Here is a 20,948-nt window from a genome sequence, read left to right as displayed (position 1 = left end):
CGGGTCGGGAACAGCAGCGTGGGAGCGGCGGCGTGGGAGCGGAGAATCAGACTCGAACGTGGGTGAACGGGAGGCCGAGCAGGTCGGCGACGGCCTTGAGGTCACGCGCGCGGTGCCCGACGGCGAGCGACCAGTGGTGGCCGATCCCGGAGGCGCTCCAGGCATCGGTCCACTCGCCCGGGTCGCACCCGAAGTCCACGCGTGAGGTGGTGTTGCCGATCTCGAGGAGCGGACCGGGAACGACCTCGCCCTCGGACACGATCACGGTGTAGGTACCGTCGGCCTCCTGGCCGATGCCGAACGTGGTGACCGCTCCGTGCTTGACGTCGAACTCGACGCTGACACCCCAGCCACGCTTGCCGTGGTAGACACCGAGCCCGCGCAGCAGGGGATCGGCGGCGCTGATCGCCAGATGTGCGGGACCGTCGTGGCCCATCTCGACGACTCCGTCAGTGAAGTTGAGGGCTTGCAGCTCGGTGAACGAGCCCCCCGCACCGATCCGGTCGGCGATCAGCATGGCGAGGCTCGTACGCAGCTCGTACTCGCCGGCCACCGGGATTCCGCGCGCGGTGAGGAGCGAGGCACCCAGGATCATGCCGGCTCCCAGCCGCTCGTGGAGCTCACCGCCGAGGCCTCGGTGGTAGTAGGCGAGGGTGTCCAGCTGGAAGTCCTCGACCAGACGGTCCAGGCCGACCGAGACCTGGGCACCCCAGCGCAAGTCCTCCTCGTTGACCGACTCGGCGAAGGTGAACACCTGCCGCGCGAGTTCGACCCGCTCGTCGACCTGCTCCTTCTCCACCTCTGCGACCCGCACACGCAGGTCGTCGACTTCCAACACCTCGACGTGCGAACCGAACTGGCTCGACACGAGTGTCAGGTCGGTGGAGACATCGAGCATGCCCGGGTACAGGTGGCCCATGAGGCCGTGCCGGGCGTGCCTGAGCGTGCCGCGCACATCCGCGGCGCGGATCCAGCGCTCGATGCGGTTCCAGGCATTGGTGTCGTTCAAGTGGCCGGAGACCGAGCGGAAGGGCACGCCGGAACGCCGGAAGACGTTGGCGACCTCCGGCAGCGGGCACTGGCCGCAGTACGCGAGCCACTTGCCGGTGTCGAAAGAGGCATGGTCCATGGCCTCGGTCGGCTGCATGTCGATCAGCAGCACGGGAGCGTGCGCCCGCTGCGCGATGGGAAGCACCATCGACGACGTCAGGTAAGTGGTCAGGTACACCACGACGAGGTCGCAGTCCGCCTTGCGCAGCTTCTCCGCAGCGGCCGCCGCGTCCTGCGGGTCGGAGACGAATCCGGCGTCGATGACCTCACAGTCCCAGCCGGAGAAGCGGTCGCGAACGACACTCGCGCAACGTTGCAGCTCGTCCAGCAGACCAGGGAACTGTGGCCAGTAGGCGCCGAGCCCACCGGCGACGAGGCCGATGCGGGTCTTCCGGTGGGTGATGCGCTCAAGAGCTGCGCCGCCCCGGACGAGATGGTCAGTGTTCACGAGAGGTCTCCTTCGACCGGTGGACAGCATCGCCCACTGTGTTCATTCGATGAAAAATGAAACACGGAGTTCACGCCGAAGGCAAGGGTTGAAACGTATTAGAGATCTCGTGACCAGGGTCGCCAAGTGCCTGATCCAGCGGGTTGAAACGGCACCAGAAGCCCCCTCGAAGTTATCCGACTCGGTGGGTGCCTGTGTTCGTTGTGGTACACATTTCCCATGGATTCGAACACCGGCGAAGCCAGTGACGCGCGTCGCGCCGCGATCATCACCGCCCTCCGTGAGGGCGTCCGACGCGTCGACGAACTCGCCGACTGCTGCGGGGTCAGCCCGATGACCATCCGCCGCGACCTCCAGTTCCTCGAGGAGCAGGGGGCCGTACGACGGATTCGCGGTGGTGCCGTACCCGTCGACACCTGGACCTTCGAGCACCGACTGGGCCGCGGCGCCGAGGCGAAGTGGCGGATCGCGGAGAAGCTCCTGCCCCTCGTGCCCGACCAAGGCGGCATCGGGCTGGACGGATCATCGACCGCCCACCACCTCGCGCTCGCCCTGCAGAGCCGTACCCCGCGCGACCTCACCGCGGTCACCACCGGACTCGAGACGTTCCACCGCCTCTCCCGGATCCCCGGCGTCCGGGCCTACAGCACGGGCGGGAGCAGCGACGTCGACACCGGCAGCCTGGTCGGCCCGCTGGCCCAACTCACCCTCCAGCAGTTCGCCCTGGAGACCTGCTTCTTGTCGGCGACCTACCTCGACCCGGCACTGGGGTCGACCGAGTTCACCGCGGAGGAGGCCACGGTGAAGCGAGCGATGGTGACAGTGTCCAAACGGACCGTTCTCGCCGTCGACTCCACCAAGCTCAACCGGCACGCCGTCGCCAAGTGCCTCGGGCTGGACGAGGTGGATCTACTGGTCACCGAACTCGCCCCGGACGACGCCACGCTGACGCCGTACAGGGAACTCGTGGAGATCCTTTGACCAGCGGGCGAAGTACGTGGGCGGTGATCACCGGATGCCGGACGAGCTCAACCGGGAAGAACATCCCGGCCTGCCGCCTGGTGGAACGAAGGAGGCAACAGATCGCTTTGGCAACCGGACCACGAGGAAGCGATCGTGCGAGTTAACCCTCGCCCCTACCGCCCGGCGCTCCACACCACCACCCCCTCGCCGACCTTAAGTCTATGAATATGGACGACCCCTTCGCGTACGCATACGCCCACTTCGGCCCGGCCGACCCGGACCGCACTCACAACGAGGAAGTCCCCGTCGACGACGAAGCCCCGGTGGAACGGCGAACAAGGGGCGCCGTCCCGGCCCACAGAGTCATGGGCTCCGTAGACGAACACCTTCACGGCAGAGCCGACTGTCTCGGTTCGTAAATCCCCCTGACATTGAGCCGTTTCCAAGCTGGTGTTGCTGACCGCGAGTTGGACAGACCTGCGGTTCCTGACCGGACAACTGACAGTCAGGCGGCAGCAGGTCGGGACGCGGCGGCGGCGCCTTCCTGCTGCACGCCAGGCCCTGCTCGCCTTGGCTCATCTGCGGTGCGGTGACACCTACGTATCTGTGGCAACTGGACCTGGTCGGCGGGATCTTCCTGGCCGACGGCTTCGTGCGCGCGATGCGGCCTACGGGGCGCCGGCCGAGGTCTTCACCGACAACGGCAAGCAGTTCACCGGACGCTTCACCAGGCTCCGGCCCGCCGAGGTGCTCTTCGAACGCGTCTACCGCGAGAACGGCGTCACCGCCAAGCAGATCAAACCGTACTCACCGACCACGACGGGAAAGACCGAGCGGCGACACCAGCCCCTGCGCCGTGAACTGCTGGACGTCTCGGGCCCGTTCGCCGATCCGCCCACGCCGGGCGGTTTCCCGGCCCCTCGCATGATCACATGCGCATCCCACACTCAGGGTTGCAATTTGCAACACAAGATGCCGGGACCTACAGTATTTCTGTTGCATTTTACAACTGAAGAGGGTTGCCCCGCCTCGATCGCCCGCTCGGGATGACCGGCCCAGACGTGTGCGGCATTTTGTGAGTGAACACCTCTCTACCCCGACGTGGCAGGAAAGGCAGGCGAGAGCTGTGCGAGCCGAGGACGTCGTCCGTGCACCGACGACACCACTGGATGCCTCGGCCTTCCCGGCGGGCGCGTACCGGTTCACGGACCGCGAGTACCTGAACATCACGTACCGGACGGATCCCGAGGTCCTGGAGCGGGTCGTGCCGGAGCCGCTGCGGCTCGTCGTCGGCCACCCCTTCGACCCGCCGCACCTGGTGCCGCTGGTGGAGGTCGTACCGGGCGAGCGAAGCTCAAGCAGATCGCCCTCATGCGCGCCCCCGGCGACAGCTTCGACGACTGATCCGGCCCACCCTCCTCCCACCCCACCGCAGACACCCCCGCCCCACCGCAAAGGCTGTCCCGCTCATGAGCGCTGAAGAACTCACCGGCCGCATCAAGAAGGCCATCGCCAACCCGATCGCCCACGAGGACGACTTCGACATCCACCAGGCCCTGCGCGAGGTACTCTCCCCGGCCGGCCTCCGCCCCGAGGACAGCGGCGGAGAGATCACCTTCATCGGCAGCGACCCGATCGTCCCGAGCATCATGCGCCTGGGAGCCGTCCCCGCCCTGGGCATGACCGCCAAGTCCGTTGCCCTGGCGGCACTGTGGCGCCGGCGCGGCGGCGAGGGCCAGGACATCACGATGGACCTGCGCAAGGCCCCGCACCGGCTGTGCCCCTTCTACGACAAGAAGTGGGAGCTGCTCAACGGTTACCCCGGCGGCGCGCCGTCGGACCCGGTCAACCCTCTCGGCTTCGGCTTCTACCAGGCACGCGACAGCCGCTGGGTCATGCCGCTCAACCCCTACCCGAAGATCAAGAACGCGGTCTACAAGCTGCTGCGCACCTGGCCCGAGAAGGAGGCCGTCGCGGACGCCGTCTCCCAGTGGAACGCCGCCGATCTGGCGCAGGCAGGACAGGAGGCCGGCGTGGTCATGCCGATGCTGCTCACCACCGAGGAGTTCCTCAAGGAACCGGCGTACGAGCACATCGCCCAGGATCCGCTGGTCAAGATCGAGAAGATCGGCGACAGCGCGCCCGAACCCCTGTCCAGCGCCGCCGACCAGCCGCTCTCAGGTGTACGCGCTCTGGGCATGGGCCACGTCATCGCGGGCGCGGGGGTGGGCAGGGACCTGGCCCAGCACGGCGCCGACGTGCTGAACATCTGGCGCCCCAACGAGCTGGAGCACGACTCCACGTACAACACCGCCAACGTCGGCGTACGCTCCACCACCCTCGACCCCTACGGTCCTGAGGGACGGGCGAAGATCCGCGAACTGCTGCGCGACGCCGATCTCTTCTACGCCAACCGCCGCCCCGGCTACCTGGAGCAGATCGGCCTGAGCGCCGAGGAAGCCGCGGCCGTCCGGCCCGGCATCATCCACGTGAGCATCTCGCTCGCCGGCGAGACCGGCCCGTGGGCCCACCGCGTGGGCTTCGACCAGACCGCCGGGGCGCTCAGCGGCATCATGCTGATGGAGGGCGCGGACGGCATCGCGGCCGGGCCGACCAGCACTCCGGCGCTGCCGTACATCAACGTCGTCAACGACTACGTGCTCTCCTGGCTGGCCACCACCGGCGCGCTCGCCGCACTGATGCGCCGTGCCACCGAAGGCGGTAGCTACCGCGTCACCCTCAACCTCACCCGCATCGCCAGCTGGATCCTCAGCCTCGGCGTCTTCGACCGCGACTACGCCCACGAGGTCGCCCTCAGCCCCGACCTCGAATCGCCGCACGCCTACCTCGACCCGGACACCTTCACCGCCCAGACCCCCTGCGGCCACTACCAGGGCGTCACCGACCAGGTCGTCATGTCCAGGACTCCCGGCCGCTTCCGTGACGTCCTGCTTCCGCGCGGCAGCAGCGCTCCTGTCTGGCTCCCTCGCCCCAGCTGAGCACCGACGGCCGTGCTGGACCGGATCGTGGACCGGCGGCATCGGTCAGCAGGGCTCGGCGTTCCCGGGCTCGCCGGCTCTCGTATCAACGTCCGCACGGAACCGTTGACCCGAGTCGTCGAGCCCGCGCGGGTGCGCCCCAGATCCGCCTGCCACACAGTTGGTTCAGAGGGATCACTCGGCTTCGGCTTCGTAGATCTTCGCGTGGCGCTTGGACCCCACTCCCAACCTCACGGAGAGTGCCTCTGTTCGCCCGGAATTTCCGGAATTTATTGAGACACTTGAAAGGTTGGCATATACATCCAGTCGCACGTGCGGCTGTACGTCCAGCTACCGAGTACGTCGCGCGGCCGCCCCACCCGTCCGCGCCCGACCAGCGAGGCACCGTGAACCACTCCACCCCCGAACAGCCCGCAGACGTCGTCTCCCGGCTGCGAGCGACCTTCCACTCGGGTCGCACCAAGCCCGTCGCCTGGCGTACGACCCAGCTGCACCGACTGCGCGAGCTGCTCACCACGCACGGCCAGGACATCGCCGCCGCCCTCCACGCGGACCTCGGCAAAAGCTCCACCGAGGCCTTCCGCACGGAGATCGACTTCACCGTGCGCGAGATCGACCACACGCTCGACCACCTCGACGCCTGGCTGCGCCCCGAACCCGCCCCGGTCCCGCAGCACCTCGGCGACGACGCGACGGCCTGGACGCAGTACGACCCTCTCGGCGTCGTCCTGGTCATCGCCCCCTGGAACTATCCGGTGCAGCTCCTGCTCACCCCGCTCCTCGGCGCACTCGCCGCAGGCAACGCGGTGGTCGCCAAGCCCAGCGAACTGGCCCCCGCCACGTCCACGGTTCTTGCCAGGCTGCTGCCGCAGTACCTCGACACCGACGCGGTCGCCGTCGTCGAAGGCGCCATCCCCGAGACCACCGCCCTGCTGGCCGAGCGCTTCGACCACATCTTCTACACCGGCAACGGCGCGGTGGGCCGCATCGTGATGCGCGCCGCCGCGGAACACCTCACCCCCGTAGCCCTCGAACTGGGCGGCAAGTCCCCGGCGTTCGTCGACCGCGGCACCGACCTGGGCGTCGTCGCCGACCGCCTGGTCCGCGGCAAGTTCCTCAACGCCGGGCAGACTTGCGTCGCACCCGACTACGTCCTGACCGACCCCGAGACCGCCCGCGCGCTGGAGCCCGCGCTCACCCGGGCCGTCGAGGCGGTCTTCGGCGCCGATCCGAAGACGTCCACCGAGTTCGGACGGATCATCAACGAGCGGCACTTCGACCGGCTCAGCGCGCTGCTCGACTCGGGCCGTACGGTCACCGGCGGCGACAGCGACCGCACCGTCAAGTACATCGCGCCGACGGTCCTGACCGACGTCGACCCCAAGTCGCCCGTCATGGCGGAGGAGATCTTCGGCCCGATCCTCCCGATCGTCACGACGACGGACCTCGGCACGGCCATCGACTTCATCAACGACCGCGACAAGCCGCTCGCCCTGTACGTCTTCACCGACTCGGACACCACTCGGCAGCGGCTCGCAGCCGAGACCTCGTCCGGCGGCCTGGGCTTCGGTCTGCCGCTCGCCCATCTGACCGTCTCCGACCTCCCGTTCGGCGGGGTCGGCGAGAGCGGCATGGGCAGTTACCACGGCCGCTACTCGATCGAGACGTTCAGCCACCGCAAGGCAGTACTGGAGAAGCCGCTCAGCTGATCCCACGTACAACGGCGTGCCCGAAAGCCGGGGCCCCGTCCGACGCCTCGGCTTCACATCGACAAGCAGCGGGCCCTCCCCCGTCAGCAGCAGGTAGTCGGGGATGCACCTGCGGACTTTGCCCAACACCCGCGCTTTCAGGGGGATGCCAGCAATCTCGGATGATGTTGGTGCCGGCTGGATGGTGGCGGACGCTGTCTCAGCTGATCTGGTCCGGCTCTGCTGTTTCGCTGGTCCGGCTCTGCTGTTTCGCTGGTCCGCCTCTGCTGTTTCGAACGAGCTCAGCTCTTCCCGTTGTTGTCGAGTTGGAAGTGCCAGATGACCACGATCGGGGAATCGTCCAAGGCCGCGGCCGACGCGTCCGAGCACCAGTGCAACAGGTCCCAGGACATGTAGGTCGGGAGTGGGTCCGGGGCGGTGTCGGAGTCCAGGGAGTGGCGCGGGCGGCGGGGTTCCTCGCAGTGCCGGACCTGGAAGCCCAGTGGGAGGGCTGCGGCGAGATAGGTGCTGAGCGGGCGGTGGTACTCGGTGAGGAGGGACGGGCGGCCGTCCGGGCCGGGACGGCGGGCCAGGGTCGGCCGGAGGTAGGACACCAGCAGGTGGGCATCCGAGATCACAAGGTTCCCGCCAGGGCGCAGAACGCGCGCGAACTCGGCCAGCACGGCGGCCAGATCGGGGACGTGAGTCAGGGCGAGCGCGCAGACGACCGTGTCGACCGCGTTGTCGGGAAGCGGCAGCTGGTGCAGCTCGGCCTCGTGAAAGTCCACATCTGGCAGGCTGTTGCGGGCCTGGGCGAGCATTTCGGGTGAGGCGTCGACACCGATCACGTCGTGGCCGAGTTCATGCAGGTAGACGGTGTGGCGGCCGGTCCCGCAGGCCGCGTCCAACGCCGTGCCGACGGGCAGGCCGTCCAGGATGCGCCGGACAACGGGCTGCTCGACGTCGATCATCTGGTTGCCGGGAGCGTCATAGTGCGGCGCCCACTCCTGGTAGACGTCGGCTGCGCTGATCGTTCCCTCACTCGCCGTGACTCCCTCGGCCTGCGCAAGGGCGGGCACCTCCAGCAGCGTGCGGATCTCGGCGATCCGGGCCTCGACGAACGCCCGGTCTGCCCTCCCCTCCCTGATCCCACGCAGCAGAGCAGCACCCTCGACGCCCAGCAGATATCCCAGGGGGCTCAGATAGGTCATCCCACGGACGGTACGGACTCATACTCCGACGCCTCCACCGGTTTTCCGGCGCTTCGAGCGGCTGCCATCAGCGACCGGATCACCTGCGCCCGCAGGCGAATCAGACCAACTCATCTGAGACGGAGACCAGATCATTGAAGGCGGGACAACACATTCCGCCCATAACCGGAAGCCCGCCCCTGGCCCTTCCCCAGTGTCACGCCGGATCGTCACCCCGCAACGAACCCCCGTCACGCACCTCGCCCCGCGGACATCCCCACCGGATGCGCGGCGCCGGGCAGGGGAAAGCCATCCACGCCACCTTCACCCCTTCCCGCACGGTGAAGCCCCAGGCCCCGCAGGTCAGTTCATCGACGATGTGCAGTCCTCGCCCGCGTTCGCCGAGCACCGCCAGCAGCGCATCGAGACCACCGCCCCGCGCGTCGGCCCCGGGCTCGAAAGGCACGGCAGCGGGAAAGCCCGGCACCTTCGGGGCGTGCGGGTCGGTGTCCTCGACCTCGCAGACGTACTCGGTTCCGGTGCGGCGCAGCCGCAACACGTAAGGGCCCGGCGCGTGTTCGGTGGCGTTGGCGACGAGTTCGGAGACGGCGAGCACGACATCGTCGACCTGCTCCTCACCGAAGTGCAGCGGCACCAGCATCTGCCGCAGCGCGCTCCGGGCAAGCGCGGCGGCGTCGGCGGTGCGGTCGGTCCACTGGCATACGGTCACCGGTCGGCTCCCCACGCGGCGCGGCAGCGGCGGCTTGTCGTTCATCGCCGGACTCCCCGCGCGGCATGGCGGGCGCCGCCCCTGCGATGGCGGCCGCTGCCCGCCGTGAAGCACAGCCGCACATCGGCCAGGGCATACGGTCCGGCCCCGGCGAACGCGGTACAGAGCATGAGTGTGCTGAGTGCAAGTGGCGCCATGAGCAGGCCCCTCTGGCTGATCGCGAATGGAACGCGACCACCACACCGTCGTGCCGGACAAGAGCGGAACCGCCCTCGTACAAGAGCTTTGAGGACGGGGTTGTTGGGCCGCGACCAGGGATCCCACGGTTCGTTCGGCGGCACCGGCCGTCGCTCAGCAGGTCCGTTGCGCTGGCCCGTTGCCGGACCAGCACAGCTCACACGGGCATCTGGTAGACGAAGCCGAGGGACTGCAGGCCCTCGGTGATGCACAGCCGGTCGGACGCGCCGCCCACCTCGGTCTGCAACAGCTGGTATTCGGCGCCCTGTTGGTGCCCCCACTGCATCGCGGCCCGCCACAAGGCCCGGCCGTAGCCAGTGCCGCGGTACTGCGGCAGGACACCGAAGTACTGCGGCAGTAGCCGCAGCGCGCCCGTCGCGTCGGTCATGGTCTCCATCGGACCGATGGCCCCGGCCACGCGGCCGTCGTGCAGCACGGTGAGGACCGGGCCGACCGCGCCGGCCCGCATCTGCTCGTAGAGGAACGCGAAGCCGTCCGCCGCCATTTCCTCGGCGAACACGTCGAATCCGGCCTCGTCGATCAACTCCTTGGAGTCCCGCACAGGCACTTGGGGTGCCGCACCGGGGCCACCGGTGAAGTCCTTGAGCTGCACCCGAGTGGCGCCACTGTGGGCGCGGTTCTCGGGCTCGTCGGGGCCGCGGAACCAGACCACGCGGGCCTTGCCCGCACCGTGGACGGGGGCGAGCCTGCCCGCGAGGTCGGCGCCGGCGGACAGGCTGCTGTCCCCGGTCCCGTAGACGTGAACCTTCACCGTGCCTGTGCCGCGCTCCAGGAGCGTGGGGATCAGGGTGTGGTGCGCGGTGTGCTCGATGTCGTCGACCAGGAGGCGTTCGGCCTTGGTCTCGGACCAGCGGCGGTCCTTGTCATAGGGGAGGAACCGGCCGGTCCCGGCGGCCTCGACGACGGCCTCGAAGAGGTCGGGGATCGGGTCCTGCGGTCGTACGGGGCCCAGTGTCGGCACATACGGGACAGGCATCACGGAGTCAATCCGGCCCCAGTCGAAATGCATGCCTGCACGCTACTCAGCGGGCACACGTGTCGCAGGCCCTAACAAGCTTCCCGTCAGGGCCTGTTCGCTCACGACCGGTTCACGCGCTGACCAGGTCAGTGCGGGTTGTCGTCCCCCGCGTTGCACGAGCACTTGGCACTGTCCATCAGCTCGTCCAGATCTTCGACGGCCGTGACCGCGGTGACCTGGGGAGTGGGGGCCAGGACGGGGCGTGTGAATTACGGCGGCTCGCCGGACTGGGTCGGGCTGGAGGTTGATCGGGCCGAACTCGTCCAGGCAGAAGGCGACCCCGGCCTCATCTGGCTCGGGTATGACCTCGCCGTCGACGATCACATAGATGTGCTCGACCCGGGCCTTCTTCGCCGCGTACTCAGGGTCTCGGGAGGCCTTCCAGGTCTTCACGCGTTGAAAGGAGACGCCCTCCTTCGGAGCAGGACCCGCAGGCCCTCGTGGCTGATGTCGTCGACCATCCCCTCGGCGACCAGGAAGTCGGCCAGCTTGGCCTGCTTGCCAGCGCGGACCAGTGCGAGATGGCACGTGCCCGGAACTCCGGAGGACAGGGACGAGGCATGACTGTCGGCCTTCCGTGAAGGGCCGTCAGTTGGCCACCAGAACTGGAACCCAGGACATGGGGCAGGTCAGGGCGCCTCTGGCCGAGGTATATCGTCTGCCGCAGACATGAAGCCGGGGGGCATGAATGCAACATCGTTTGGCAGCCACGATCCTCCTCTGCCTCGCCGCTGGCCTTGTCGCCGGATGCTCCCCGGAGCCCGAAGCAGAAGACGTCAACCGCTCCGACCTCGTGGGCCATTGGCATGCCGACGGGTCGTGCGATTCCTCTCTCGTGTTGGAGAAGAGCGGTTCGGCCCGGTGGAAACACTGGGCGACGGGCTACAGCGTGAGTGAATCCCGCATCACCGGCAGAGAGGACGGCCAGGGGAGCTGGACGCTGGAGACAGTGGACGGCAAGCAGTATGTCGAGGTGGAGACGGACAAAGCCCGGGAATCGTTGACCCTGTTGCAGGGGGATGACCGGTTGATCCTCCTGCAGACCCCAGGAGACGACCCGGACAACAGCATCGGGTGCCGTTTCAAGCAAGTCGATGACCGGAAGCACGACTGACACACCCTCACCCACCCTGCTGCCTGGCTCGGTCCTCTCCCCGGACCACTGTCATCCCCTGTCCCTTGTCATCCCCTGTCCCTGTTGCCGCTCGGGCCGTGAGGCCCGCGGTTATTGACCTTTTCGGGGTGTTGTCGGGTGGTGGGTAAGGCTGAATCCGGTGCCGGCGAGACAACCATCGATGGGTGCAGCTCCTTCAAGGGACAGGCTGAGCTGGGCATTTGCCTGACCGGCCGGGCCGAGCACCGCATAGATCGTTTCGAAACCGGCAAGTCACGCTGGGGGCCGGGCCAAGATCGACTGCCTGGAAGCCAAGGATCGCGGCGATGCCCTCCTGGGGACCCGGCTCGATCACCCGGTCACGCGCCAAGCCGCAGTTCACGCAGGTAGGGCCGCCCCTTGAAAGGAGCTACGCCCTTCGGGGTATGTCGCGACCGGTGAGATGCGATCGGGCTGTTTCGAGGAAGGCCGGCACCAGGCGGTTGCGCTCGCGGGTGCGGGTGGCGATCACCACGTCGCACGGTTCGATTCCTTGGACGGGAACGGTCGTCAGATCGTTCCTGGGCGTGCTGTTCCCGTCGGCGGCCGGTGCCAGGGCGATGGCCTGGCCGCCGGCGATGGATTCGAGTTTGTCCGCGTGCGCCGCGACCAGCGGGCCGTCGGGTGCCGGGCGTCCGTCCGGTCGGGGGTCGAGGCGCCAGAAGGCGTCGTAGGCGGGGTCCGGGTAGCGGATGAGGGGTTCGTCGGCGAAGTCGTCGAGGGTGACCGACTCCCTGCCCGCGAGGCGGTGCGTTGTCGGCATCAGGAGCACCCGGGGCTCCTGATACAGGGGCGTCACCCGCAGCCGGTCGGTCGGGAACGGCTCTCGGGCGATGACCGCGTCCACGCGGTGGTCGAGCAGGGCCGTGTGGACATCGCTCCAGTCCAGGTGCAGCGTGGTGACCTGGGCGTGAGGGTGGCGGCTGCGCAGTTCGCGTACTGCGGGGGTGATGATGAGTCCGCCCACGTACCCGATGGTGACGGCGCCGGATGCCGCTGCGGCGCGGGTCGTCGTCGCGGCCAGTTCCGCGGAGCGCAGAAGTGCTTCCGCCTGGGGCAGGAACTCCTGTCCGGCCGCGGTGAGGCGGCAGCCCCTGGTGGTGCGGTCGAGCAGGCGGACGCCCAACCGCTTTTCGAGGCTCTGGATCTGGCGACTCAACGACGGTTGCGCCAGCCGCAGTTCGGCCGCTGCGCGGCGGAAGTTGCCGTGCTCGGCCACGACTGTGAAGTACCGCACCAGGCGAAGGTCGAAGTCGACCGGGGGTACGTGGGCTGTGGGCACTCCTGCATCGTAATCGTGATACCTGATCCGTATCGCGTGGTGCGGAACAGGTCTTGGACGCCGTGCTCCTGCCGCTTCTACCGTCAAGGTACGAACCCGGCGCCGTGCGGCGGGCCACTTGAAATCATCGGGGGATTCTCATCGTGCGTATTTTCGTCGCAGGGGCAACCGGGTACGTCGGATCGGCCATCGTGAGTGAGTTGCTGCAAGCCGGCCACGAGGTCGTGGGTCTCGCCCGTTCCGATGCCTCAGCCGCGACTCTGGCCAGGGCAGGCATCGCGGTGCACCGTGGTGACCTCGGGGACCTGGACAGCTTGCGCGCCGGCGCGGCGAAGGCGGACGGTGTGGTCTTCGCCGCCAACCAGCACATCTCCGAGACCACCGACTCTGCCGCTCGTGCGCGGGTCGAGCTGAATGCTGTGGAGGCGATCGGTTCGGAGTTGGAGCAGACCGGCAAGCCCTTCGTGGTCACCTCGGGGGTTATCGGCCGCACGCCGGGACAGGTGCTGATCGAGGAGACCCCGGCTGTTCCCAATGCCGTCACCGGCCTGCGGCTCCCGGTTGAGACGTACGTTCTAGCCCTGGGCGGGCGCGGGGTGCGCTCGTCGTCGGTACGGCTGGCGCCGACCGTGCACGGTCGGGGGGACGCGCGCGGGTTCGTCTCGATGCTGATCGGTATCGCTCGCGCGAAGGGTGTCTCGGCCTTTGTCGGCGAGGGCGCGAACCGCTGGTCGTCGGTGCACCGGCGGGATGCCGCGGTCCTGTTCCGGCTGGCCGTGGAATCCGCCCCGCCCGGCACTCCGGTGCACGCGGTCGCGGAGGAGGGTGTGCGGTTCCGGGACATCGCCGGGTCCATCGGCCGCCAGTTGAAGCTTCCGGCGGTGAGTCTGACGGCCGAGGAAGCGAGCGGCCACTTCGGCCCTCTCGCCCCACTGGTGTCGCTCGACAACCCGACGTCCAGCGCGCTGACCCGAGAACGCTTCGGCTGGGTTCCCGCGCACCCCGGGCTGATCGCAGACATCGAGGACGGCCATTACTTCAAGGACACGGCGTAAGGACGGTGGAGGCGCCGCCGAACCCGCGCGCCGTGTTCAACCGGACCGACAGCACCACCCGCACACCCCGTGCCCGGACCTCAACCACCGATGAACCCGCCGGCAGTGAGCCACCGGCCGCCACTTCGCACACCCGATGAGCCACGTCAAGATCCACCTTCGACGACATCGCACACGTCCCTCACGAACGACCGCCCTACGCACGCAACCGCACAGGCGCCCGCCCCCAAGGCAGAATCGGCGAACACTCCCCCAGACAACGAGAATGAGGCAGGGACCCAAGACGCCCCTGTTCCCCTCCGCAGGAGGTCGTCCGCCCGAGGCTGGTGGTACGCGACACCAGCAAACCGCACGCCGATCGACCCGGGCCACATCCGCGGACCCGCCGCACCCGACCAGGCGCCGACCTGACCCGCTCCTCCGCCCCCAACACCCGGTTAGGCTGGGACGGAGAGAAGGGGCAGATCATGGCGTCGGAGCCGACAGGTAGCGGGGCGGAACCCACGCGCGTGCGCAGTCGACGCGGGCAGGGGGAGCAACTGCGGCGGGAGATCCTGGCCGGGGTCCAGCACCTGCTCGCCGAGTGGGGCGGCGCCGACAAGCTGACGATGCGTGCGGTCGCCAAAGAGGTAGGGATCTCGGCCCCGAGCATCTACCTGCACTTCACCGACAAGACCGAGCTGGTGTGGGCGGCCCTGGCCGACAAGTACGGCGAGCTGGTGGCGCAGATGGCGGCCGCCGAGTCCGATACCGACGGGGATGCCCGCCGGCGGCTGCACGCCCAGGGTCGCGCCTACTGCCGGTTCGCGATGCGCAACCCTGGCCACTATCGGTTGATGTTCGAGGTCCATCAGCCGAAGGTGGAGGCTTCGAGGATCAGCGCCCACCCTGCCCGTCATGTCTCGGCCAGCCTCCGTGGCGGCTTCGCCCAGTGCCAGGATGCCGGCTACGCGCTCTCCATGCCGGTCGCCCAGGCGGCGCAGACCCTGTGGGCCGGACTGCACGGGACGGTCGCCCTGCACCACAGCTTGTTCCACGACGAGGCGTCGGAGAGCTTGACGCTGCTCCTGTCAGACGGCCTGGTCGACTCACTCGTGGCGAGCACTCCTGGGGCCAATCCGCCCTTCGCCACGGTGAGTGGTGAAACTGATGCCTCGCGCCGGATCCAGAGCATCTTGTCGGGCTCGCCCCTCAAGGACGGGCAGTAGGAGACCAGAAGCCCTCCCGGCCCCCTCGCCTCGACGCGCCCCTCCCCACGTAATTGTCATGCACGCCACACCTTCGTCCCGCGTGCGCCAACACCCTTCACCACGCGTCAAATCCGCACGGCGGGCACACCGCACGGGCAGGTTGCCGTGCCGATTTTCGCGGAGTACAGTCCGGCGCTGAACTTAGTTAGGTTACTAGGGCAACCATTCCTTGGTGCCTGACTCGCGTCACCCCCTCGCGGGGCCGGACAGAGGTGGACCCATGCAGATCTCCATCGATTTCGACAAGTGCTGCGGCGCAGGCCAGTGCGTACTCGCGGCCCCCGAAGTCTTCGACCAGCGCGACGAGGACGGCGTCGTGGTCCTGCTCGACGCCAACCCGCCCGCCGAGCAGTTCGAGTACGTACAGCAGGCCGCCGCGGCCTGCCCCGCGGCCGTCATCCAGGTCGAGCGATGAGCCTTCCCTCCCGGATCGCCGTCGTCGGCACCTCGGCCGCCGGCCTGAGCGTCGTGGAAGGCCTGCGGCGCGAGGGCTACACCGGGCGCCTGTCCCTCATCGGCGAGGAGGAGCATCTCCCGTACGACCGACCGCCGTTGTCCAAGCAGGTGCTGTCCGGCGCATGGGAGGCCGACCGGCTTCGGCTGCGGGACGCCGACGCCATCGGGGCCCTCGACCTGGATCTGCGTCTGGGCTCGCCCGCCGTGGGCCTGGACACCGACACCCGCGAGGTCACCCTCGCCGACGGCGGCCGGGTCGGCTACGACGCCCTCGTGGTGGCCACCGGCACACGCGCCCGCCGCCTGCCCGGCACGGAAGGCGTCGAGGGCGTCCACGTCCTGCGCACCCTGGAGGACGCGCTGACCCTGCGCGACCAACTGGCCGCGAGACCGCACCTGTTGGTGGTCGGCGGCGGGTTCGTCGGCGCCGAAGCCGCAGCAGTGGCCCGCGGTCTCGGCTGCGAGGTCACCCTGGTCACCGACACCGCCCAGCCCATGGGCGACGCGCTCGGCGACGGCCTCGGTGCGATGCTCCGCGCGGTCCACACCGAGCACGGCGTACGCGTCATGTCGGGGGTGCGGGTCGACGGGGTCCTCACCGCGGACGGCCGCGCCACGGGTGTCCGTCTCCTCGACGGCCGTACCGTCGCCGCGGACGCGGTCCTGGTCGGCATCGGCGCCCAGCCCAACACGGAGTGGCTCGCCGACAGCGGTGTCCCTGTCTCCAACGGCGTGGTGTGCGACGCCACGCTCCACGCCGGCAGCGACGCCTGGGCCGCCGGGGACGTCGCCGCCTGGCCGCACCCGCACACCGGCGAGCCCGTGCGCATCGAGCACCGTACGAACGCCGCCGAGCAGGGCCTGGCCGTGGCACGCAACATCCTGGCCGGGCCGGAGCACGCGAAGCCGTTCGAGACGGTCCCGTACGTCTGGTCGGACCAGTACGACCTCAAGATCCAGATCTACGGCCGCACCCGGGGCGCCGACGAGGTGCGGATCGTCGAGGGCAGCCACGACGAGCGCAGGCTTGTCGCGCTCTACGGCAAGGGCGGCCGGGTCTGTGCCGCGGTCGGCATCAACATGATGCGGGCCCTGCGCGGTTACCGGCCCCAAGTGGCCGAGGCCGCCGAATTCCCAGCGAGGAGCGCCGCATGACGGACAGTCAGGAACTGCGGGCCGGGGTGGTCGGCCTGGGCATGATCGGTGGCGGTGTCGCCGTCAGCATGGCCCGCAGGGGGCGCGTACCGGCGGTCCACGACGTCCGCCCCGACGCCTCGGCCGAACTGGCCGGTGTCCCCGACCCACTCGCCTCCCCTGCCGAGGTGGCGAAGGCAAGTGACGTGGTGATGGTGGCCGTTGTCGATGCCGAGCAGGCACGTGCGGTGATCGCCGGTGATGAGGGTCTCCTGTCGGCCGCGCACCCGGGCCTGACCATCGTCCTGCTGGCCACTGTCGCGCTGCCGGTGGTCCATGAGCTGGGCACCCTCTGCGCCCGACACGGCGTGGCCTTCCTCGACTGCGGGGTCACCCCCGGCGACAAGGCCGCGGAGAACGGCATGGTGGCGATCCTCGGCGGCGATCAGGCCACCGTCGACACCGCGCTGCCCGTCCTGGACGACTGGGCCAAGAAGGTCGTGCACTGCGGGCCGCTCGGCGCCGGCATGGCCACCAAGATCGCCCGCAATGTCGTCACCTACGGCAGCTGGCGCACCGTCGCCGAGGCCGCCGGACTCGCCCGCGCCGCGGGCGTGGACCCCGCCCGGCTCGCCGAGGTCATCGACACCGCCGACCCCGAGGGACACACCCTGCTGCAACTGCTGCGCATGCAGGGCCCCGACGGGACGCTGCCCGAGGCCATCGGCCGCAAGGTCGAACCCCTCATGTCCAAGGACCTCGCCGCCGCCCGCGAGCTGGGAGACACCCTCGGCGTGGCCACCCCGCTCGTCGAGGTCATCCGCACCCGGGCCAGGGACACCCTCGACCTGGCGGACGAGTCCTCCTCGCCCACTGCCGGTCCGGAAGGCGACGCTCTGCATCAGCGCGGCCTGCAGATGATGGACCAGGTCTACGGCCCCGGCTTCAGTAAGGCCGTCGACGGATTCAGCGACCCGTTCACCGACCAGACCATCGACTATCTCTTCGCCCAAGTGTGGTCCCGCGAAGGCCTGTCCGTGCGCGATCGCCGGCTCCTCACGCTCGGTGTCGCCGCCACTGTCGGCCAGTCGCAGCTCATCCAGATCATCGCCAACGGGGGCCTCATCAATGGCGAGTTGACGCCCGACGAGCTGCGCGAGGCCGCCCTCCACCTCGCCGCCTACACCGGCTGGTGCAAGGCCACCGCCACACACACCGGCATCACCGCCGCCATCGACGCGCACACCGCACAGGAGCACGCATGACCGAGAGCCTCACCAACCAGCCCGTCGCCCGCGACCCCCACAACCCCCTCGACCCGCCCGCCGAGTACGACCGGCTGCGCGAGGAACAGCCCATCACCAAAGTGCGCTTCCCCAACGGTACGAACGGCTGGCTGGTCACCCGCTTCGAGGAGGGCAGCCAGGTCTTCAGCGACCCGAGGCTGAGCGCACGGCGCCCGCGCCACGACACCCCCGAGGGTGAGGCCGCCGAGTCACCTGAGGACGAGGCGCCGTTCGACGCGGGCTTCGTGATGATGGACGAGCCCGAACACGGCGCCTACCGGCGGCTGCTCACCGGCCGCTTCACCCCGAAGTCCGTGCAGAACAAGCTCCAGCCCTACCTCGACAAGATCGTCGACGAGCACCTGGACGCCATCGAGGCAGGGCCCGAGACCTTCGACTTCGTCGAGGCCATGGCCCTGCCCATCCCGTGCCTGGTCATCTGCGAGCTGCTCGGTGTCCCCTACGCGGACCGCGACAGCTTCCACGAGGCCACCGTGGACATGATGGACATGGCCAAGAGCCGGGAGGAACGCGACAAGGGCGCCCACTGGCTCATCGGCTACATCACCGACCTGGTGGCCGACAAGCGCCGCACCGGCGCCACCGACGGCATCCTCGCCGAACTGATCGACAAGGCCGAGGGCGAGGACGCGATCCTGTCCGAGCGCCAACTCATCGGCCTCGGCGTCCTGTTGCTGTTCGCCGGCCACGACACCACGTCCGCCATGATGGGCCTGTCCGCACTCACCCTGCTCACCCACGACCAGCAGCGCACCGAACTGGTCGAACACCCGGAGAAGATCGGGACCGCGATCGAGGAACTCATGCGGTACCTCACCATCGTCCAGTTCGGCCTCGGCCGAGTGGCCAAGGAGGACCTGGAACTGGGCGGCGCCCAGATCAAGAAGGGCGATCTGGTCGTCGTCGCGATGAACGCCGCCAACCGCGACCCCCGCGCCTTCCAGGACCCCGACACCCTCGACATCAACCGCAAGATGGCCCGCCACATGGGCTTCGGCTACGGCGTCCACGCCTGCCTCGGCCAGAACGTCGCCCGCGCCGAACTCAGGACCGTCCTGCCCAAACTCTTCGCCCGCTTCCCCAACCTGCGGCTCGCCACCCCGCTGGATGAGGTCCCCATGGACTTCACCGGCACCAACTACGGCGTACGCAAGCTCATGGTCACCCGCTGACCCGACCCGCGACACACAACGGCAGGACCGACTCTCGCCGGCCCTGCCGACCGCCGCCACCGGAACCGATGACAGTGACATCGCGGGGCGGGGTGACCTGTGTGCAGGTAAGCGGTTCGGGGTCGCCGCGCTGGGGTGCCGCTTGTAGCAGCGCTTGGCGGCGACAGCAGGTGCCGTAGTGGAGCTCCGACTGGCGGAGCGCAATGCGAGGATGGCGCTCGCCCCAGATGAGGAGTCTGCTGCACAAGTCGGCAACGACCGTCGCGAGCGCCTGCGCGAGGCCAGGCATCGACCGGACACCTCCAGGGTGCGGATGAAGACGTCGCAGACCATGCCGGCTCCCGCCTCCGGCCAACACCAACATCGGTTCCGCCGGTCCTCCGACGCAGGAGCAGTGGGGCGCCGTGATAGCGGGAATCCGGGCTGGGCTGGCCGAACATCGCGACAGCATCCCCGAGTACGACGCGGCCGTGCACGAACTGGACGAGGCTGCTGCCACGGATGTCTCCGACGAAGAGGGGCGCGAGGAGGCCCGCACGTCCCTGCGTCGTATCGCCAGGCGCTGTGCGGATATCACCGCTGTCATGACCCTCATTGATACGGGGCTACAGATACTGAAGAACGCGATCGGTTGACTGCGGGCGCACAGCAACATCCACAACCCCTTGAATCCGCACACCATTCACCCTCTGTTGAGCTGGGCGGGGCCGGTAACCGGCCGCGCGGACAAGGGGGATCACGCGGTCAGTCGCAATCCGCCGCCCGCACAGGTCAGGTCGACCGCGTCGCCGAGGAAGCGACGCAACCCGGAGACGTACTTCTGCACCACATTTCCTACGTGGCGCGGCGGTTGACTGCCCCAGACGGCGTCGACCAGAGCGTCGTACGAGATCGAGCACCCTTCCTGCAGGAGCAGGACGGCCAGGACGGCCCGCTGCTGCGGCGGGCCCAGCGGCACCTCCTGCCCGTCCGCACCCAACACCCGTACCGGGCCCAGCATTTCGAACCTCAACACCCTGTGCGGGCCGGGCCATTCACTGGAGGGAACCTCCAGCACCATGCAAGCCTGCGTCGTCCACGCGACCGGAGGTCTCCGGGTCGAGGACCACTCCCCCGGGCCCCGGCCCCACGCCCGGCGACGTCACCGTCGCGGTTGCCCTCGGTGGGATCTGCGGATCGGATCTGCTCTAGTACCACCGTGGCCGGGTCGGCGACTTCGCCCTCCAGGAACCGATGGTGCTCGGGCACGAGATCGTCGGCCATGTGCATGCCCCCGGCCCCGAGAGCGACGGACCTGCCGTCGGGACGCCGGGGGCCGTCCAGCCCGCCCCCTGCGACCGGTGCCCGGGCTGCGTGGCGGGGCGCCGCAACATCTGCGCCCACGCCCGCTACCTCGCCAGAGCCGCCCACACCCCGCACGTCCAGAGCAGCTGCGCTCAGATCGTCACTGTGCCAGCGTCGCAGATCCGCCCCCTGTCGCCCCAACTCGCCCTGACAAGTGAGGTGTTGGGTGAGCCACTGCCAGTCGCCCTGCACGCCGTGCACCGCACGGGCGACGTCAGGGGCAAGCGGGTCCTGGTCACCGGAGCGGGCCCCATCGGCTGCCTGGTCACCGCCGTACTGCACACACGAGGGCGCGGCGGAGATCGTCGTCAGCCACCTACTCGACCCGCCCCTGCGCATCGCCGCCGCCTCCGGGGCCACCGCCACCGTACAGGCGGACGCGACCTCGCCCACGACCGGCCCGTCGCCCCCAAGGTCCTCCTGGACCTGACCGGCGCCTGAACCAGGGGGT

At 69.0% G+C, this 20,948-nt stretch carries 19 protein-coding genes and 2 pseudogenes; 14 read left to right on the top strand and 7 right to left on the bottom strand.

Annotated elements, in window-relative coordinates; translation table 11 throughout:
* Positions 1–46: 46 nt before the first annotated feature.
* Entirely contained in the window at positions 47–1,498 is a 1,452-nt protein-coding gene (locus OHA73_RS38260; protein WP_327657414.1) for an L-fucose/L-arabinose isomerase family protein, read from the bottom strand.
* Between the two features lie 219 nt (positions 1,499–1,717).
* On the opposite strand from OHA73_RS38260, the gene OHA73_RS38255 reads away from it, so the two are divergent.
* The 5 genes and pseudogenes from OHA73_RS38255 to OHA73_RS38230 all read left to right on the top strand — a co-directional run bounded on the left by OHA73_RS38255 (position 1,718) and on the right by OHA73_RS38230 (position 7,169).
* On the top strand, positions 1,718–2,479 hold the full coding sequence (locus tag OHA73_RS38255; protein ID WP_327657413.1) for a DeoR/GlpR family DNA-binding transcription regulator: 762 nt from the start codon (positions 1,718–1,720) through the stop codon (positions 2,477–2,479).
* A gap of 577 nt (positions 2,480–3,056) precedes the next feature.
* Positions 3,057–3,349, top strand: a pseudogene (locus OHA73_RS38245) (IS481-like element ISMva2 family transposase); the annotation flags it as partial.
* Positions 3,350–3,587: 238 nt separating this feature from the next.
* Entirely contained in the window at positions 3,588–3,941 is a 354-nt protein-coding gene (locus OHA73_RS45860; protein WP_443063173.1) for an acetoacetate decarboxylase family protein, read from the top strand.
* Positions 3,931–5,460 (top strand): CoA transferase, encoded by a 1,530-nt coding sequence (locus OHA73_RS38235; protein WP_327657412.1) that lies wholly within the window; start codon positions 3,931–3,933, stop codon positions 5,458–5,460. Before OHA73_RS45860 ends, OHA73_RS38235 begins: the two co-directional genes overlap by 11 nt.
* A 239-nt stretch (positions 5,461–5,699) precedes the next feature.
* Positions 5,700–7,169: an aldehyde dehydrogenase family protein gene (locus OHA73_RS38230; RefSeq protein WP_327657411.1), complete on the top strand. Its 1,470-nt coding sequence runs from the start codon at positions 5,700–5,702 to the stop codon at positions 7,167–7,169.
* Between the two features lie 281 nt (positions 7,170–7,450).
* On the opposite strand, the gene OHA73_RS38225 is transcribed toward OHA73_RS38230, so the two are convergent.
* The 4 genes and pseudogenes from OHA73_RS38225 to OHA73_RS38210 form a co-directional block, all read right to left on the bottom strand.
* On the bottom strand, positions 7,451–8,359 hold the full coding sequence (locus OHA73_RS38225) for a class I SAM-dependent methyltransferase (protein WP_327657410.1): 909 nt from the start codon (positions 8,357–8,359) through the stop codon (positions 7,451–7,453).
* A 196-nt stretch (positions 8,360–8,555) separates the two neighbouring features.
* Positions 8,556–9,113: an ATP-binding protein gene (locus OHA73_RS38220; protein ID WP_327657409.1), complete on the bottom strand. Its 558-nt coding sequence runs from the start codon at positions 9,111–9,113 to the stop codon at positions 8,556–8,558.
* 349 nt (positions 9,114–9,462) lie between these two features.
* Positions 9,463–10,335: a GNAT family N-acetyltransferase gene (locus OHA73_RS38215; RefSeq protein WP_327657408.1), complete on the bottom strand. Its 873-nt coding sequence runs from the start codon at positions 10,333–10,335 to the stop codon at positions 9,463–9,465.
* 159 nt (positions 10,336–10,494) lie between these two features.
* Positions 10,495–10,838: pseudogene (locus OHA73_RS38210) on the bottom strand (IS630 family transposase); the annotation flags it as partial.
* Positions 10,839–11,044: 206 nt separating this feature from the next.
* On the opposite strand from OHA73_RS38210, the gene OHA73_RS38205 reads away from it, so the two are divergent.
* Entirely contained in the window at positions 11,045–11,458 is a 414-nt protein-coding gene (locus tag OHA73_RS38205) for a hypothetical protein (RefSeq protein WP_266723150.1), read from the top strand.
* A 409-nt stretch (positions 11,459–11,867) separates the two neighbouring features.
* Here OHA73_RS38205 and OHA73_RS38200 read toward each other — a convergent pair whose 3' ends face one another.
* Positions 11,868–12,779: a LysR family transcriptional regulator gene (locus OHA73_RS38200; protein WP_327657407.1), complete on the bottom strand. Its 912-nt coding sequence runs from the start codon at positions 12,777–12,779 to the stop codon at positions 11,868–11,870.
* A gap of 143 nt (positions 12,780–12,922) precedes the next feature.
* Between OHA73_RS38200 and OHA73_RS38195 the strand changes: the two genes are divergently transcribed.
* From OHA73_RS38195 to OHA73_RS38165, 7 genes are all read left to right on the top strand, one after another.
* Positions 12,923–13,834: an SDR family oxidoreductase gene (locus OHA73_RS38195; RefSeq protein WP_327657406.1), complete on the top strand. Its 912-nt coding sequence runs from the start codon at positions 12,923–12,925 to the stop codon at positions 13,832–13,834.
* Between the two features lie 509 nt (positions 13,835–14,343).
* A complete protein-coding gene (locus tag OHA73_RS38190) occupies positions 14,344–15,042 on the top strand; it encodes a TetR/AcrR family transcriptional regulator (RefSeq protein WP_327657405.1) in 699 nt (232 codons plus the stop codon).
* Positions 15,043–15,304: 262 nt separating this feature from the next.
* Entirely contained in the window at positions 15,305–15,499 is a 195-nt protein-coding gene (locus OHA73_RS38185) for a ferredoxin (protein WP_327657404.1), read from the top strand.
* Positions 15,496–16,695: an NAD(P)/FAD-dependent oxidoreductase gene (locus OHA73_RS38180; RefSeq protein ID WP_327657403.1), complete on the top strand. Its 1,200-nt coding sequence runs from the start codon at positions 15,496–15,498 to the stop codon at positions 16,693–16,695. The genes OHA73_RS38185 and OHA73_RS38180 overlap by 4 nt, the downstream gene beginning before the upstream one ends.
* Complete coding sequence (locus tag OHA73_RS38175; RefSeq protein WP_327657402.1) at positions 16,692–17,939, top strand: NAD(P)-binding domain-containing protein; 1,248 nt, start codon at positions 16,692–16,694, stop codon at positions 17,937–17,939. Before OHA73_RS38180 ends, OHA73_RS38175 begins: the two co-directional genes overlap by 4 nt.
* On the top strand, positions 17,936–19,153 hold the full coding sequence (locus OHA73_RS38170) for a cytochrome P450 (RefSeq protein WP_327657401.1): 1,218 nt from the start codon (positions 17,936–17,938) through the stop codon (positions 19,151–19,153). The genes OHA73_RS38175 and OHA73_RS38170 overlap by 4 nt, the downstream gene beginning before the upstream one ends.
* 404 nt (positions 19,154–19,557) lie before the next feature.
* Positions 19,558–19,788, top strand: coding sequence for a hypothetical protein (locus OHA73_RS38165; protein WP_266723144.1), 231 nt, complete (start codon positions 19,558–19,560; stop codon positions 19,786–19,788).
* A 101-nt stretch (positions 19,789–19,889) separates the two neighbouring features.
* On the opposite strand, the gene OHA73_RS38160 is transcribed toward OHA73_RS38165, so the two are convergent.
* Entirely contained in the window at positions 19,890–20,153 is a 264-nt protein-coding gene (locus OHA73_RS38160) for an AfsR/SARP family transcriptional regulator (RefSeq protein ID WP_327657400.1), read from the bottom strand.
* A gap of 233 nt (positions 20,154–20,386) precedes the next feature.
* Here OHA73_RS38160 and OHA73_RS38155 point away from each other — a divergent pair, with 233 nt between their 5' ends.
* The gene (locus OHA73_RS38155) at positions 20,387–20,938 is read left to right on the top strand and encodes an alcohol dehydrogenase catalytic domain-containing protein (protein WP_327657399.1); all 552 of its coding nucleotides are present in this window, start codon (positions 20,387–20,389) and stop codon (positions 20,936–20,938) included.
* Positions 20,939–20,948: the final 10 nt, after the last annotated feature.

It is taken from the genome of Streptomyces sp. NBC_00483, assembly GCF_036013745.1.
Taxonomy (GTDB): Bacteria; Actinomycetota; Actinomycetes; order Streptomycetales; family Streptomycetaceae; genus Streptomyces.
The sequence above is the reverse complement of the archived record's forward strand: the minus strand, read 5'-3'. Positions and strand labels throughout refer to the sequence as shown.

Bases quoted from the DNA above. Each gene is read 5' to 3' on its own strand.
- OHA73_RS38255 (WP_327657413.1), top strand. From the start codon at position 1,718: ATGGATTCGAACACCGGCGAAGCCAGTGACGCGCGTCGCGCCGCGATC.
- OHA73_RS38235 (WP_327657412.1), top strand. From the start codon at position 3,931: ATGAGCGCTGAAGAACTCACCGGCCGCATCAAGAAGGCCATCGCCAAC.
- OHA73_RS38160 (WP_327657400.1), bottom strand. From the start codon at position 20,153: ATGCTGGGCCCGGTACGGGTGTTGGGTGCGGACGGGCAGGAGGTGCCG.
- OHA73_RS38175 (WP_327657402.1), top strand. From the start codon at position 16,692: ATGACGGACAGTCAGGAACTGCGGGCCGGGGTGGTCGGCCTGGGCATG.
- OHA73_RS38225 (WP_327657410.1), bottom strand. From the start codon at position 8,359: ATGACCTATCTGAGCCCCCTGGGATATCTGCTGGGCGTCGAGGGTGCT.
- OHA73_RS38180 (WP_327657403.1), top strand. From the start codon at position 15,496: ATGAGCCTTCCCTCCCGGATCGCCGTCGTCGGCACCTCGGCCGCCGGC.
- OHA73_RS38155 (WP_327657399.1), top strand. From the start codon at position 20,387: ATGGTGCTCGGGCACGAGATCGTCGGCCATGTGCATGCCCCCGGCCCC.
- OHA73_RS38220 (WP_327657409.1), bottom strand. From the start codon at position 9,113: ATGAACGACAAGCCGCCGCTGCCGCGCCGCGTGGGGAGCCGACCGGTG.
- OHA73_RS38185 (WP_327657404.1), top strand. From the start codon at position 15,305: ATGCAGATCTCCATCGATTTCGACAAGTGCTGCGGCGCAGGCCAGTGC.
- OHA73_RS38170 (WP_327657401.1), top strand. From the start codon at position 17,936: ATGACCGAGAGCCTCACCAACCAGCCCGTCGCCCGCGACCCCCACAAC.
- OHA73_RS38215 (WP_327657408.1), bottom strand. From the start codon at position 10,335: ATGCATTTCGACTGGGGCCGGATTGACTCCGTGATGCCTGTCCCGTAT.